This window comes from Lentzea sp. CA-135723 (genome assembly GCF_050936595.1).
In the GTDB taxonomy this organism is placed as follows: domain Bacteria; phylum Actinomycetota; class Actinomycetes; order Mycobacteriales; family Pseudonocardiaceae; genus Lentzea.
On the sequence record NZ_JBNJMK010000001.1, the window covers coordinates 4,456,996 to 4,471,189 of the forward strand.

Here is a 14,194-nt window from a genome sequence, read left to right on the forward strand (position 1 = left end):
ATAGTCAGTTCGTTAGCCACCGCCCGAAGCTAAGCCCGAACCGGCCAAAACGACACGGAGCAATTTGCTCAAGCGAACAGCAGGACGACTCCGCCGACCAACACCAACGCCGACACCACGGCCAGCACGAGCACCCGCTTCCGAGGCGTCCCCGCGTGCTTCAACGCAATCCCCAACGGACCGACCACGACAGCCCCTCTCCCAGACGGCATCACGACAGCGGCCCGCACGACCCCGAACGCCACCGCCACCGGCGACATCCCGAGCTCACGAGCCCCGACCACATCCGCTTCCCACTGCTCACGCCACCGCGCGTCACGAGCGACCAGCCGCACCAACAACAACGCGAATCTCATTGCGCCGCCCGAGGCACGAACCGAGGCTGAGGCGCGGCCCGGGCCACGACCTTGCGCGCCTCGGCCGCCCCCTCGGCGGTCAACCGGTACATCCGCCGGCGAGGCCCACGCCGTTCCGCGTCGTCGTCCCAGACCGAGGTCACCCACCCGGCCCGCTCCAACCGGTCCAGCAACGGATAGACGCTGCCGGACGGACGGCCGGTGAGCTTGATGATCTCCAGCCCCCATCGCGGCTCGTCGGCACCCAACAGCACCTCGAGCACGTCCACGGTGGCTTTGCCGATGCGTTGCAGTGGCTCCACGCCACTAAGACTACCTATGTAGATTAAGCCGTTCAAGCAGCTCTTCGCGGAACTCCAGCGCCGACGCCCGCTCCTCCTCCGAAGCGTGCACCTCCCGCACCAGCGCACCTTCGAGGATCTTCAACGCCTGCCGCTCGGCCCCGTGCGACCCGGCCAGCGTCACCGCGTTCGTCAACGCCCGCGTCAACCCGTTCCGGCGCCCCTCGCGCTCCCGCACCGCCGGCACGACCCGAACCCAGTTCCCACCGGGGTCTACCAGCAGGAACCCGTCGCGGCGAGGTCGCGTCATCCGCGGAATCCCGCTCAGCAGCACCTGCCCGTAGACGGCCCGCATCCCCGCCGCGAACGCCTCGTACAGCTCACGCGGTTCCTCGACCTGGATCAGGCACGAGCTGTACGACGAGGTCACGTCGAACCCCGGGATGCCGAAGAAGTGGAGGTTGATCTCCTCCCGCCGCACCGACAGGTACGCGTTCGGGCGGTACTGCCGGTACGTGACCGTGAACCCGAGCATCACGTAGAACTCGGCCACCTCGTCGATGGAGGCGCACGGCAGCAGCGGGATCGTCACCTCGTTGGCCACGTCGCCAAACTAGCGCCGCAGGTCAGCCGTCGACCAGCAATCCACGTAACGGTCCTTGCAATCTTCCGGCACGACGAGACACACCGGGCAACGACGTCACACGCCCGGAACCCTCCACCTCCCGCCGCCAGACCTGGTCGACCACCTCGTGCACCGGGCCGGAGACGTCCGCCTCCAGGTGTTCCGACCACAGCCGCAGCCGGGTGGCCCGCACGACCTCGGCGTCGTCGGTCACGACGTTCACCTCGGTGTCGTTGAACAACGAGTGCTCGTTCAGGTTCGCCGACCCGACCGACATCCACCGGTCGTCCACAATGGACAGCTTCGCGTGCACGTACACCGGCGCATCGCCATGTGCGACAAGGGTTGCCGCGACGAGCCGGTCGCCAGAGTCGGCGTCCAGCAGTCGGCCGAGCTGACCGCGCGTGGTGTCGGCGCCGTTGCTCGGCTTCTGCGGCAGCAGCAACACCATCCGGAACTCGTCCGACGGCGGCTTCCTCAGCTTCTCCAGCAGTACCTCGGTGATCTCCGGCGACCACAGGAACTGGTTCTCCACGTAGATCAACGACTCCGCCGCCCGCAGCGCGCGCAGATAGGAGTCCAGCAGGCTGAAGTCGCCGTGCGGGGCGAACGAGTAGGTCTTCTCCGGGATCGTGCGCACCAGCTGCACCGACGACGACCCGGCCTCCGGCGGCACCTCGGGCGGGGGCAGCGTCTCCCCCGCGATCTCCAGCCACCGCGCCGAGAAGTGCGCGGCCACCTCGGCGACGACCGGGCCTTCCAGCTTCGCCACGTGGTCGTGCCAGCCCAGGTCGCGCGGCGGGTGCTCGGGCGAGTCGTGCCGGTCGCCCTCCAAGGCCGTCATGTCGAGGCCGCCGACGAACGCCACGTCGTCGACGATCACGACCTTCTCGTGGTGGCAGTGCAACGTCCGCTCGCGCGCGTCCAGCTCGCACCGGACGGCTCCGCACTCCCAGAAAGCCTTCTGCGCGGCCAAAGCGCGCTTGCGCGTCGGTTCGAACATCGGCACGGGCGGGCCCGCCCACAGCAGCACGCGCACCGGAACCCGTTCCGCCGCAGCGGAAAGCAGCTCGCGCAACTGCGGCGCGCCCGGCTCGCGGGTCAGCCGGAAGTCCGGCGACGCGTGCCAGTTCGCGATGTGCACGTACTTCCGCGCGTTCTCGATCGCCTGCGCCACAACGGGAAACGCCGTGGCGCCGTCGACCAGGACCTCGATGGAGTTGCCGTGCTGCACCGGCCGGCGCGGCGTGAACCACCCCGCGCCCTCACCGGCGAGCACGTCACCCCACCCGAGCCGCCGCAGCCGCCGGGTGTGGTGCGAGCACAGCATGTTCTCCAACCCGTCGCCGAGCCGGGCGTCAAGAACGTCGAGTAAGCCCACGAAACGCGGATTTACCCGATTCGCTCGGAGCTAAACCGCGATGACCGTTGTCGTTCCGGGCTCGACCTCGGTGAAACCCGCGTCGCGCACGGCCACGACGTCGCCCCGCCCCAGCAGCGCGTCCCACTCCGCCACCGACGGCGTCCGCACGGCACACCGGAAGTCGAGCGCGGTCCACGCCTTCAGCTCGTCCTCGGACAACGTCGGCGCCAGCAGCATCGACGCGTGCCCGACCTGCGCGGCGAGCTTGCCGGCGGACATCTCGACCCGCGGGTTCACGTACAGCAGCCGCGCACCCTCCTGCACCGCGCCCGGCTCGTCGAACGGCAGGTCGGACCCCGAGATCTGGAGCTTCGCGACCTCCCGAGGCGTCTCGGACACCAGCACGGGCAGCAACGAGCGCACCGAAGCGCCGTCCACGGTGATCGTCACCCCTGGCAGGTCCTGAACGGCCTCCCACTGCACGCCACGTGCCCGGCGCGACACCTTGCGGATCCGCCCAGCCACCCAGGAACGCACCGCCTCGTGCCACTCCCCGCCCTCGTCGGCGCGCGGGTCGAGGCACACCGCGACGGCCGAAGCCGCCGCGGCCTCCAGCAATGCGGTCCGAGAAGGCGGGTCGACGCGTTCGATGCGCAACACCATCGGCATCGCGCGGACTTCGGTCTCCTCGGCGTAGTTCCGGGAGGCGATCAGGTCGAGGATCATCACAGCCGGGTCAGCTCCAGGCCGTCAGCGGCGTCGGCGGCCTCCACCTCGGCCCGCGTCACGCCGAGGATGAACAGCACGGCGTCGAGGAACGGGTGCGACAACGCCGTGTCGGCCACCTCGCGCAGCGCGGGCTTGGCGTTGAACGCGATGCCGAGACCTGCGGCGTTGAGCATGTCGATGTCGTTCGCGCCGTCGCCGACCGCCACGCACTGCGCCAGCGACACGCCCACCTCGTCCGCGAACCGGCGCAGCGCCACGGCCTTGCCCGGCCGGTCGACGATCTCGCCGACCACCTGGCCGGTCAGCTTGCCGTCCACGACCTCCAGCGTGTTCGCCGCGCAGAAGTCGAGCTGCAGCTCGTCGGCGAGGCCCGTGATCACCGCTGTGAAGCCGCCGGACACCACACCGCAGTAGAAGCCGAGGCGCTTCAGCGTGCGGATCGTCGTGCGGGCGCCGGCCGTGAGCTCCAGCGACGACCCGACCTCCTCCAGCACCTTCTCGTCGAGGCCCTCCAGCAACGCCACCCGGCGCTTCAGCGACTCGGCGAAGTCGAGCTCGCCGCGCATGGCGGCCTCGGTGATCTCGCGCACCTGCTCCTCGCACCCGACGTGCGCGGCCAGCATCTCGATCACCTCGCCCTGGATCAGCGTGGAGTCGACGTCGAACACCACGAGCCGCTTGGCCCGGCGGGTCAGCCCGGCCCGTTCGACGGCGATGTCGAGCCCGACCCGCACCGACACCTCTGCCAACGCGGACCGCAGCGCCGCGTCGTGCTCCATGGTGTCGTCCGCGACGGAAACGCGCAGCTCAAGGCCCGTGACGGGGTAGTCGGCGACGCCGCGGATCGCGTCGATGTTGACGCCGAGCGACGCGAGCCTGCGCGCGACCTCGGTGAACGCCTTCGCGGTGACCGGGCGGCCGAGCACGATCAGCACGTGCGACGACTCCAGGCGCGCGGTGCGCTTCGAGTCGGCGCCGATCTCGATCTCCACGTGCATCGAGACGGTGGCCATGGCCTGCTCGACCGACTCCTGCAGCCCCTCGGGGTCGTGGTCGGTCGAGACGAGGGCGCCGAGCACCAGGCGGCCCCTGATCACGACCTGCTCGACGTCCAGCACCTCGACGCCGTGGCGTGTCAGCACGGCGAACAGCACCGAGGAGACACCGGGCTTGTCGGGACCGGTCACGGTGATCAGCACGGGCGTTTTCACGTCGTCGTCTCCTCGTCAGACGCGACGAGCCCCGGCCGCGCGAGGCAGCCGGGGCTCGTCGTTGAACCTGTGAAGTGCAGGTTACTTGTCGTGGTTCGGGTCGTCCTTCTCGGACGCCGTACCCGACTTCATGGCCGCGGCCGCCAGCTCCGACGGAGCGGGCTTGGCGTCCTTGTGCGCGATCGTCTTGCCGGTGAAGGTCACGTGGCCCTCGTTCCGGATGCGTTCGATCATGTGCGGGTAGTGCAGCTCGAACGCCGGGCGCTCCGAACGGATCCGGGGCAGCTCGGTGAAGTTGTGCCGCGGCGGCGGGGACGAGGTCGCCCACTCCAGCGAGTTGCCGTAACCCCACGGGTCGTCCGCCGTCACGACCTCACCGAAGCGGTAGCTCCGGAAGACGTTCCAGATGAACGGCAGCGTCGACGCGCCCAGGATGTAGGCGCCGATCGTGGAGATCATGTTGAGCGTCGTGAAGCCGTCGGACGCGAGGTAGTCGGCGTACCGGCGCGGCATGCCCTCGTTGCCCAGCCAGTGCTGGACGAGGAAGGTCGCGTGGAAGCCGAGGAACGTCGTCCAGAAGTGCAGCTTGCCGAGCGGCTCGTCCATGAACCGGCCCGTGATCTTCGGGAACCAGAAGTAGATACCCGCGAAGGTCGCGAACACGATCGTGCCGTAGAGCACGTAGTGGAAGTGCGCCACGACGAAGTACGTGTCGGACACGTGGAAGTCGATCGCGGGCGCGGCCAGCAGGATGCCGGACAGACCACCGAAGAGGAACGTGACGATGAAGCCGATGCTGAACAGCATGGGCGTCTCGAACGTCAGCTGGCCCTTCCACATCGTGCCGATCCAGTTGAAGAACTTCACACCGGTCGGGACCGCGATGAGGAACGTCATGAAGGCGAAGAACGGCAGCAGGACCGCGCCGGTCGCGTACATGTGGTGCGCCCACACGGCGACGGAGAGGGCCGCGATGCCGAGCGTCGCGTAGACCAGGCCGTTGTAACCGAAGATCGGCTTGCGGCTGAACACCGGGAAGATCTCCGACACGATGCCGAAGAACGGCAAGGCGACGATGTAGACCTCCGGATGCCCGAAGAACCAGAAGAGGTGCTGCCACAGGATCACGCCGCCGTTGGCGGGGTCGAACACGTGGGCGCCGAGATGCCGGTCCGCCAGCAGGCCCAGCAGGGCCGCGGTCAGGATCGGGAACGCGAGCAGCACGAGCACCGACGTCACCAGGATGTTCCAGGTGAAGATCGGCATGCGGAACATCGTCATGCCGGGCGCGCGCAGGCAGACCACCGTGGTGATCATGTTCACCGCGCCGAGGATGGTGCCGAGACCACCGACCACCAGGCCGGAGATCCACAGGTCGGCACCCGCGCCGGGCGAGTGGATGGCACTCGACAGCGGCGTGTACGCGAACCAGCCGAAGTCGGCCGCGCCACCGGGGGTGACGAAGCCCGCCATCACGATCAGGCCACCGAAGAGGTAGAGCCAGTACGAGAAGGCGTTGAGCCGCGGGAACGCCACGTCGGGCGAGCCGATCTGCAGCGGCAGGACGAAGTTGGCGAAGCCGAAGACGATCGGCGTCGCGTACAGCAGCAGCATCACGGTGCCGTGCATCGTGAAGAGCTGGTTGAACTGCTCCTGCGAGAGGAACTGCATGCCGGGCCGGGCCAGCTCGGTCCGCATCAGCATGGCCATCGCGCCGCCGACCATGAAGAAGGCGAACGAGGTGACCAGGTACATGATGCCGATTTGCTTGTGGTCCGTGGTGCGGAACATCCGCAGCAGGAAGGACCCCTTGACCGCAGTGCGCGTCGGATAAGGACGCGTTGCGATCGGCTGCGGGGCTACGGCCGTCACGGTGCCTCCAGGCCTTGGTGGGACCAGTCGTTCGGGAAACTCCCCGGGATATTAGACGGAGCCGATCAGCTCCATTCGGGTGGGCCACGGCCGGTGGCCAGCGGCGTAGCGCAGGTCACACGTATCCTGCCGCCGTGCTCCGAATGCTCGCTGTCGCTTCTGTCCTGTTGCTGGCCGCCTGTGGCTCTCCGGCCACGCACAACTCCGCGGACGTCGAGTTCGCCAGGGGGATGGTCCCGCACCACGAACAGGCGTTGCAGATGTCGGGCATGGTCACGACCCGCACGGAGAACCCGCACGTGATCGACCTGGCCAAGCGCATCGCGGACGTGCAGCGTCCCGAGATCGAGCGCATGAACGGCTGGCTGGCCACGTGGAACGCGCCCGTGCAGGCGTCCACGCACACCTCGCACGGCCACACGGAGTCGCACGGCATGGTGGAGCTCGGCAACCTGGCCGACCTCGACGGCACCGAGTTCGACCGCCAGTGGCTCTCCCTGATGATCCAGCACCACCGCGGCGCCGTGGACATGGCGCGCAAGCACCTGTCGGCCGGCACCGACCCCGAGACCCGCAAGCTCGCCCAGGACGTCGTCAGCCACCAGGAGAAGGAGATCGCGGAAATGGAGTCGCTCCTCCCCCAGGGCTGATGCCAGCCTTCGGACCGTGAACGTCCATGGGTCCGTACGCGCCGCCGTCTCTCTAGCGGCCTCGCACGGCGTCGTCTCCAACGACCCCGTCGTGCTGAAGGCCGCCAGCAACGTCCTGGTGCACCTGCGCCCGGCCCCGGTGGTCGCCCGCGTCGCCGGCCGCACGGCCCTGATGCGCCCGTCCGTGGCCTCTCATTTCGCCCGAGACCTCTCGATCTCGGCCTTCCTGGCCGAGCGAGGCGTCCCGGTCGTGACGGCTTCTCCGTTGCTCCCCGCCGGCCCGCACACCCACGACGGCCACGTGATGGTCTTCACCGAGTTCGTGCCCCACGACCCCGACACACGGCTCTCCTCGAACGACCTGCTCAAACTGCTGCCCGACCTGCACGCCGAACTACGGCACTACGACGGCGACCTGCCCGTGCGCGGCCCTCTGGACGACCTGGCCAACACACTCGCCTACCTGGACAACCTGCACGTGCCCTTGGAACCGCTCCACGAGCATTTCGCCTCGCTACGAACCAGGTGGAACCCCACCGACGTCCAACCGCTGCACGGCGACGCGCACCACGGCAACGTCCTGATGACGCCCTCAGGCCCGGTCTGGAACGACTTCGAGGACACCTGGCGAGGCCCGATCGCCTGGGACCTGGCCTGCGCCATCGGCACGAACGAAGAAGAAGCCGCCCAACGCGCCGTAGAAACCTACGGCGGCGGAACGACTCCTTCAGACGTGCAGTACCACCTGGAGCTGCGTTCGTTCTTCGCCACGCTCTGGTCCGTGTTCAAAGAACACAGCTAGACCCGCCGCCTCCGCAGCACCAAAACCACCGCAACACCGGCCGCGACCAGCGCCGCCCCAAGCCCGACCAGCCACGCGCCCCCGAACCCGGTGGCCGCGAGTCCGTCCACCTCAGCCACCACCACCGGCGCAACAGTCGTCGTAGTAGTGGTGGGCGCAGCCTCTTCTTCCGAAGACGTCGTCTCGCTGGTAGCCGAAGCCGACGACGAATGCGTAACAGTCGATTCAGAGGTCGTCGTGGTCGTCGTAGTGGCGGCGCTGGTAGGCGGCTGCTCCACCTTGACCCCACACCCGAACCACTGCCCGATCTCCTGCACCTCACCGCCGTTGAGCACCGGCGCGCGCAACTCGTTCCACGGCGCATCACCGAGCTTGTCGGCCAGGTACACGTTCAACAGGTCCCCAGCCCGCACCACCATGCCCGTGACCTTGAAGTCCTTGGGCAACTCGGTGATGTTCAGGTACTTCGCGTTGTCACCACCGCTGTACGCGAACGCGGCAGGCAACACCACAGACCCCTTGAGCCCACCCACGGTGCAGGCCTCGGGATGGTTGACGTCGACGAACTTGAGAAAGGCCTGCGCACGCGAGTCGTCAGTGGTCGCCTCATCGGCGAACGCACTGCCGGTCAGCACGAGCGAGGCAACACCGGCCAGCGCGACAGAGGCAAGCAGGCCGGCACGTCTCAGCGGCGTCAAACGCATCGGGTCACTCCGTGGGGGTCGGCGGATGCCGCGATCTAAGACGATCGACGTCCCCCGAACGGGTTAAATCACGATCAAAGTGATCCCGTTGGCCGACTTGTTACTGCTCTGTGAAGTGGCGTCCCAAACGACCAAACGCCGGACGGGGCCTGCGAAGAGGCCCCGTCCGGCGAAGGTGCGTCAAGCGTTGTTCAGCTCTGCTGGCCCTCGACGGGCTTCACGTAGACCGTTCCCCCGGTAGGCATGCGCCTGAACCACTGAACAGGGGCGACCGGCTGACCGATCGCGGGGCCCACCACGGTGTTCGGGTGGACGACAGGCACGCCCGCGTTCTGCGGGAACTGCGGCAGGCGTTGGGGCTGGTTCGGGGAGGTCATTGTTCTCGGGCCTAGTTCCTTCTCGGGAGGCTTGTTCAGGATGTTCCGGGCGACCCGACGATCGATTCAGAGACCAAGGAAGCGAGGGCCGATCTCAACCGGGACTCCGCCACCGCGGAGTCGACCTGCCATTCCTCGGCAGCCCGGGAGAGCATCCACCTGAAACTCTTCTTGGTCGTTTCATCGATACGCCAGAGGTCCAGAGTCCAGCTCGCGTCTTCGTTGAGCCACGACAACTGAGGCGGTTGTGATGCCTTGCCCACGACCACCCGTCCGGAAGCGGCTCGCTGGTGACGAACGCCCGGAAGAAGGTGGAAGTGGAGATCTTCTGAATCCTCAGTGGACAGTGTGACATCCACCCCCCGCGCACGCGCGTCCGCCTGGCCGTTGGGCCCGGCCACGTCACCCACCTCGGCGAATGCGCCGGGCAGGGCCGTACCGCTCAGGGCGTGGAGGAGCCAGCGCGCGTCCGCGCACAAATCGTTCTCGTGGACGAGCAACCAGGCGCCGATCTCGGCGGCGCGCTCATTTGCTTTCGTCAGCAATGAATCCGGCCCGAGCCGTTGTTCGGGTCCGATTGACGCGTTGAACTGCGCCAGGCAGTTGTAGGCGTGCCAAGCCGCGAAGGTCTGTTCCAGTGGCCATCTGGCATGCGACCACGAAGTCTCGAAATAATCCGCGTCCTCGGCGCCCACGTCAAGAAATTCTCTCGTGATCGCCAGGTCGAAGAACTTTTCGTGCGCCCCTTCGTGCACGAGCGCCTCGGCGACCTCCATCGGGAGGGCGGGCTCGTCGATCAGCACGATTCCGGGGACGTAGCGGGACGACGCCGAGACCAGACCACCGGACGTCTCGCGCTTGAGCACCGCCAGCATCGAGACGTGCGGCAGGAAGTCGGCCGCCATCTCGGGCGCGAGCGAGCGCAGCAACCGGACGCCCTCGGCGACGACCGCGAGCGCTGCCTCGAACCGGTCGCCGTCGGCTTCGGTCAGCGGCTCCGGTCGCACTCCCTGCGGGGCGGTGATGGCCAGCGGACGTTCGAGCACCTCGGCCGCGGCCGGGTCGGCTGCCACGAGCACGCCGACGTCGCGGACCTTCATCGCGGCGACCTCAGCGAGGAGCGCGGGGTCCAGCTCGCCCTTGCCCGCGAGCACCCTGCCGATCTCGAATCGGACGATCGGGTGATCCGCGAGGTTGTCCGACAACTTGGTTCCCGGGGCCGCGATCTCGGCCGCCAGGCGGTACAGGGTGCGTCTCTCGTCGACCAACGCGGGCACGGGAACGATCGCCGCGTGCAACGAGTGCACCGCAGACGTGCTCAAGGTGGGCGAACCCGTCACAGCAGACCCCGTACTCACGTCCCCCGACGCCATGGAGTCATGGCCCCGCCACAGCGGCGGCGCCCTGATGGCGCGCAACTTTAGAGCACATGGTGACCCAAGCAACACATTGGGTTTCCCTACAAAAGCAGGTGCCCCGGTCGCGTCCTGTGGTCGACGCGTCCGGGGCACGGTTCAGGTTGGTCTCATCAGCCGAACATGATGCTCGTGACGTTCACGAAGCCGACGACGGCCAGCGCGACGACCGAGACGGCGATCATCGTGAGCACCGTCCGCCAGCCGATGGCGGTGACGGCGACTGCGACGGCGGCGGCGATTCCGAGTGCACTCCCTGCTGACATCTCGTTTACCTCCCGACTAGGCGAGCGCGGGCTCCCAGGTGTGGGCGGTCCTGGGCGTCTCGCCATGGTCTTAAGAGTCCCGCGTTGTAGGTTGTCTGTCAACGGTCGCCAGGTTGCCAGACAAGTTGCAACTGGGAGGCAACACGCCTACGCTGGACCAATGCCCGCCGACGACGTCCATCCCGGCGAGAGCTGGTCGCTCTCGCCTGATTCGCGACGGCCCCTCCCGGAACTCATCGAGCAGAAGCTCCGCGAGCAGATCATCGGCGGCACCCTCAAAGCGGGCGACCGCCTCCCCACCGAGCCGGAGCTCGCGCGCAAGCTCGACGTCGCGCGGTCGTCGCTGCGCACGGCCCTGCAGCGACTCCAGCTCCAGGGCATCGTCGAGGTGCGCCGGGGGCTCGGCTGGTACGTCCGCCGCACCGATCTCGCCGCCGTCGAGGAGCACCTCGAAGGACGGCTCGCCGCGCGGCAGTTCTCCCAGACGGACCTGCTCGAGGTGCGGATCGCCCTGGAGACCACGGCCGCGTCGCTCGCCGCGGTGCGCGCGGGTGACGGCGAACTGGACGAGCTCGCCAAGCTGAACCACCGCTACCAGCGCGCCGCCGTCGAGGACACGCAGGAGATGATCGAGGCGGACGAGGAGTTCCACTCGGCGTTGATGCGCGCGTCGCACAACGAGCTGCTGGAGCAGATGTACCACGCGCTCGTGCCGGGCCTGCAGGACTGCAAGCGGCAGGCGCAGCCGACCCGCGAGATCCACAACCGCTCCGCGAACGAGCACGAGCAGGTGATCTGGTTCCTCCGCCGGCACGACGAGGTCGGTGCGAAGAGCGCGATGACCACTCACCTGCTGGGGCTGTACAACGACGTGGCGTCCGACGATCCGCAGCAGCCGCGCGCGACGCTGAACACCTACGTCGGGGTGTCAGACAACCCCATCTGGGGCCGGCCCCGGTGACGGGTCGCTGATACGACGAGGATCGAAAGGGTCTGGCGCCGATCCCTCTTCACTCCCACCATGTATGGACAACCGGGTGGAGTGAGGGGGCGGCGACCAGGTGGTGGCGGCGCGCAGGCAACGACAAGCCGTGGCCGTCGCGATCGTTCTGCTGCTCGTCGCGGCCGCCGATCTGACCGCGGTGCTCCTCTGGCAACCGACGACCCGCAGCCTGCTGCACGACGTGCTGGTGGTGCTGTGGCCGTTGCCCGCACTGGCCGGCTTCCTGCTCGGCACCTACGAGCTGTTCCTGCACCAACGGCTCGTCAGCGAACTCGGCCGCATCTCCGGCCCCGGCATCGTCGAGCACCTGCTGCCGAGCGAGGTGCTCAGGACGTTCCTCTCGCGGATCTACGGCAGCGGCCAGCAGAACGACGACGTGGTGTCCGGCGTGCTCGGCGGCAGCGGCATGCGCCCCAAGGGCGACGACCTGACGATCAGCACCCGCACCACCGTGCGCCTGGAACTGCAGGGCGTCGACACCCTGACCTACCACCTCACGACGACCCAGTCGCACGAGTTCCGGCACAGCGTCCCGGTCGACAGGTTCGTCATCTTCGCCACCAGCAACGCCACCCTGCGCGACACGATCAGCGCCGCCTGCCGCTACCCGCTGTTCGAGCTCTACTTCATGCCGGACGCCTCGCTGTTCCTCGACTCGGTCGACGACATCCGCGACTCGACCAAGATCTCCATCGAGTACCTCGACCACGACGGCCAGAGCCGCTCGGCCGAACCGAGCCAGATCCCGCCGGTCGAGGTGAGGTTCGACCAGTGGGCGAACTACCTGACGTTCTTCCGCGAGGCCATGGCCCCGCTGCCGAAGCTGAGCCCGCTCGACCACATGAGCGACCTGCGCATCCTGGAGTGCGATCTCAGCGGCATCGCCGACGACCACGTGGTGCGCGCGATCCTCGGCCTGACCGTGTCGTCACGGTCGTTGCAGCGCACCAACGACGGCTTCGCGTACTGGCAGTCGCCCTATCCGTCCTACGTGGACACGATCAGCTTCGACGCCACCGAGCTCGCGGTCGACCACTCCCCCGGCCACGAGTTCCGCATCATGCCGTTCACGTTCCGGTCGGGGACGGAGGCGGCGCAGTGGCTGCGCGCCGACCAGCTCGGGGACCTGGACGTGCGGTCGTGGATGCTGCCGGGGCACGGGGTGGCGCTGCTGTGGCGGGAAGCGCGCAACCGCTGATCAGCCGGCCGGCCTCACGTACACCGTGCCGCCGCCGTTCGGCATCCGCACGAACCAGTCGACACCGCGCACGGGCCTGATCGGCCAGCAGTCGCGCGTGGGCTCCTGAGGAACGGGAACGGGTACGGGCTTGAGCGGATCGGTCGCCATCGCGGTCTCCCCTCACCTGCCGGATGGCCGTCGAGCCTAGCGACACCCACCCCGCACGAGCGCCTGCCGAGCGGGTGAGCCTCGCTTGCAAACGGACGCAAGAAATTGCGTACACTTGCGCCATGACGCAACGGAGGCTGGCCGAGGTCGCGGCCAAGGTCGGGGTCAGCGAGGCCACCGTCAGCCGGGTGCTGAACGGCAAGCCAGGCGTGTCGGACGCCACCAGGAGTGCCGTGCTCACGGCACTTGACGTGCTGGGATACGAGAGGCCCACGCAGCTGCGGGGTGAGCGGGCGAGGCTCGTGGGGCTGGTGCTCCCCGAGCTGCAGAACCCGATCTTTCCCGCGTTCGCGGATGTCGTGGGCAACGCGCTCGCGCAAAGGGGTTTCACGCCCGTGCTGTGCACCAGGACGGCCGGCGGGGTCACTGAGGCCGAGTACCTGGAGCTGCTGTTGGAGCAGCACGTCAGCGGGATCGTGTTCGCTGGCGGGCTGTACGCGCAGAAGGACGCGAGTCATGGGCACTACCAGCAGATGATGAGCCGGAAGTTGCCTGCTGTGCTGGTCAACGCCGCTATAGACGATCTGGCGTTCCCGCGGGTCTCGTGTGATGACTCGGTGGCGGTGGAGCAGGCGTACGGGCATCTGACGTCGTTGGGGCACAAGCGGATCGGGGCTGTGCTCGGGCCGCCGGACCACGTGCCGAGCCAGCGAAAGTTCCAGGCCATCGAGAAATGTGGTGGGGCTGATGTCGAGCACGCCATGTTCAGCCTGGAGGGCGGGCAGGCCGCTGCTACGAAGCTCGTGCAGCGTGGGGTTACGGCGATCATCTGTGCCAGCGACCCCCTGGCGCTGGGCGCGATCAGGGCTGTGCGCAGGGCCGGGTTGGACGTGCCCAAGGACGTGTCGATCATCGGGTACGACGATTCGGCCTTCATGACCTGCACTGATCCGCCCCTCACCACGGTCCGGCAGCCGATCGAGGCGATGGGGCGGGCGGCCGTTGAGCTGCTGGCCAACCAGATCTCCGGCAACGCGGTGGCGCCGGACGAGTTGCTGTTCGAGCCGGAGTTGGTGGTGCGGGCGTCCAGTGCGCCGGTGAGGTAACGAACGAAGTCAGCTTCTTGCGAGTTTTCGTCTGGATATTGCGTTCAGATGTAACGGGGACTTATGGTCGCCGTCACATCGACGCG

General features: G+C 67.9%; 17 protein-coding genes. 5 read left to right on the top strand and 12 right to left on the bottom strand.

All coding sequences use genetic code 11. From position 1 onward, the window contains the following. Positions 1-68 precede the first annotated feature (68 nt). From ACQEU1_RS19945 to ctaD, 7 genes are all read right to left on the bottom strand, one after another. Entirely contained in the window at positions 69-356 is a 288-nt protein-coding gene (locus ACQEU1_RS19945; RefSeq protein ID WP_433203628.1) for a hypothetical protein, read from the bottom strand. Then, positions 353-658, bottom strand: a complete 306-nt coding sequence (locus tag ACQEU1_RS19950; protein WP_433203631.1) for a PadR family transcriptional regulator — start codon at positions 656-658, stop codon at positions 353-355. The genes ACQEU1_RS19945 and ACQEU1_RS19950 overlap by 4 nt, the downstream gene beginning before the upstream one ends. Before the next feature lie 10 nt (positions 659-668). Continuing rightward, positions 669-1,241, bottom strand: a complete 573-nt coding sequence (locus tag ACQEU1_RS19955; RefSeq protein ID WP_433203634.1) for a hypothetical protein — start codon at positions 1,239-1,241, stop codon at positions 669-671. 22 nt (positions 1,242-1,263) lie between these two features. After that, complete coding sequence (locus tag ACQEU1_RS19960) at positions 1,264-2,643, bottom strand: phospholipase D-like domain-containing protein (RefSeq protein WP_433203637.1); 1,380 nt, start codon at positions 2,641-2,643, stop codon at positions 1,264-1,266. Positions 2,644-2,673: 30 nt separating this feature from the next. Continuing rightward, the gene (locus tag ACQEU1_RS19965; protein ID WP_433203640.1) at positions 2,674-3,351 is read right to left on the bottom strand and encodes a peptidyl-tRNA hydrolase; all 678 of its coding nucleotides are present in this window, start codon (positions 3,349-3,351) and stop codon (positions 2,674-2,676) included. After that, complete coding sequence (gene serB, locus ACQEU1_RS19970) at positions 3,351-4,565, bottom strand: phosphoserine phosphatase SerB (RefSeq protein WP_433203643.1); 1,215 nt, start codon at positions 4,563-4,565, stop codon at positions 3,351-3,353. Before serB ends, ACQEU1_RS19965 begins: the two co-directional genes overlap by 1 nt. Before the next feature lie 81 nt (positions 4,566-4,646). Then, the gene (gene ctaD / locus ACQEU1_RS19975; protein WP_433203646.1) at positions 4,647-6,437 is read right to left on the bottom strand and encodes an aa3-type cytochrome oxidase subunit I; all 1,791 of its coding nucleotides are present in this window, start codon (positions 6,435-6,437) and stop codon (positions 4,647-4,649) included. Positions 6,438-6,580: 143 nt separating this feature from the next. Here ctaD and ACQEU1_RS19980 point away from each other — a divergent pair, with 143 nt between their 5' ends. Both ACQEU1_RS19980 and ACQEU1_RS19985 read left to right on the top strand, forming a co-directional pair. Further along, positions 6,581-7,087: a DUF305 domain-containing protein gene (locus ACQEU1_RS19980; RefSeq protein ID WP_433211609.1), complete on the top strand. Its 507-nt coding sequence runs from the start codon at positions 6,581-6,583 to the stop codon at positions 7,085-7,087. Positions 7,088-7,103: 16 nt separating this feature from the next. After that, on the top strand, positions 7,104-7,889 hold the full coding sequence (locus tag ACQEU1_RS19985; RefSeq protein ID WP_433203649.1) for a phosphotransferase family protein: 786 nt from the start codon (positions 7,104-7,106) through the stop codon (positions 7,887-7,889). Here ACQEU1_RS19985 and ACQEU1_RS19990 read toward each other — a convergent pair. The 4 genes from ACQEU1_RS19990 to ACQEU1_RS20005 form a co-directional block, all read right to left on the bottom strand. Continuing rightward, positions 7,886-8,593 (bottom strand): hypothetical protein, encoded by a 708-nt coding sequence (locus ACQEU1_RS19990; protein WP_433203652.1) that lies wholly within the window; start codon positions 8,591-8,593, stop codon positions 7,886-7,888. The genes ACQEU1_RS19985 and ACQEU1_RS19990 overlap by 4 nt on opposite strands. A gap of 191 nt (positions 8,594-8,784) precedes the next feature. Beyond that, entirely contained in the window at positions 8,785-8,970 is a 186-nt protein-coding gene (locus ACQEU1_RS19995; RefSeq protein ID WP_433203655.1) for a hypothetical protein, read from the bottom strand. Positions 8,971-9,005: 35 nt separating this feature from the next. After that, positions 9,006-10,268 carry an aKG-HExxH-type peptide beta-hydroxylase gene (locus ACQEU1_RS20000; protein WP_433203658.1) on the bottom strand — a complete coding sequence of 421 codons (1,263 nt, stop codon included), beginning with the start codon at positions 10,266-10,268 and terminating at the stop codon, positions 9,006-9,008. Between the two features lie 230 nt (positions 10,269-10,498). Beyond that, positions 10,499-10,651, bottom strand: a complete 153-nt coding sequence (locus ACQEU1_RS20005) for a hypothetical protein (RefSeq protein ID WP_170166570.1) — start codon at positions 10,649-10,651, stop codon at positions 10,499-10,501. Between the two features lie 160 nt (positions 10,652-10,811). On the opposite strand from ACQEU1_RS20005, the gene ACQEU1_RS20010 reads away from it, so the two are divergent. Both ACQEU1_RS20010 and ACQEU1_RS20015 read left to right on the top strand, forming a co-directional pair. After that, positions 10,812-11,612: a FadR/GntR family transcriptional regulator gene (locus ACQEU1_RS20010; RefSeq protein ID WP_433203662.1), complete on the top strand. Its 801-nt coding sequence runs from the start codon at positions 10,812-10,814 to the stop codon at positions 11,610-11,612. A gap of 130 nt (positions 11,613-11,742) precedes the next feature. After that, a complete protein-coding gene (locus ACQEU1_RS20015) occupies positions 11,743-12,852 on the top strand; it encodes a hypothetical protein (protein ID WP_433203665.1) in 1,110 nt (369 codons plus the stop codon). Here the strand turns inward: ACQEU1_RS20015 and ACQEU1_RS20020 are convergent, their stop codons facing one another. Then, positions 12,853-13,002 (bottom strand): hypothetical protein, encoded by a 150-nt coding sequence (locus ACQEU1_RS20020; RefSeq protein ID WP_433203668.1) that lies wholly within the window; start codon positions 13,000-13,002, stop codon positions 12,853-12,855. It abuts the gene before it with no gap. Between the two features lie 122 nt (positions 13,003-13,124). Here ACQEU1_RS20020 and ACQEU1_RS20025 point away from each other — a divergent pair, with 122 nt between their 5' ends. Continuing rightward, the gene (locus tag ACQEU1_RS20025) at positions 13,125-14,108 is read left to right on the top strand and encodes a LacI family DNA-binding transcriptional regulator (protein WP_433203671.1); all 984 of its coding nucleotides are present in this window, start codon (positions 13,125-13,127) and stop codon (positions 14,106-14,108) included. Positions 14,109-14,194 lie beyond the last annotated feature (86 nt).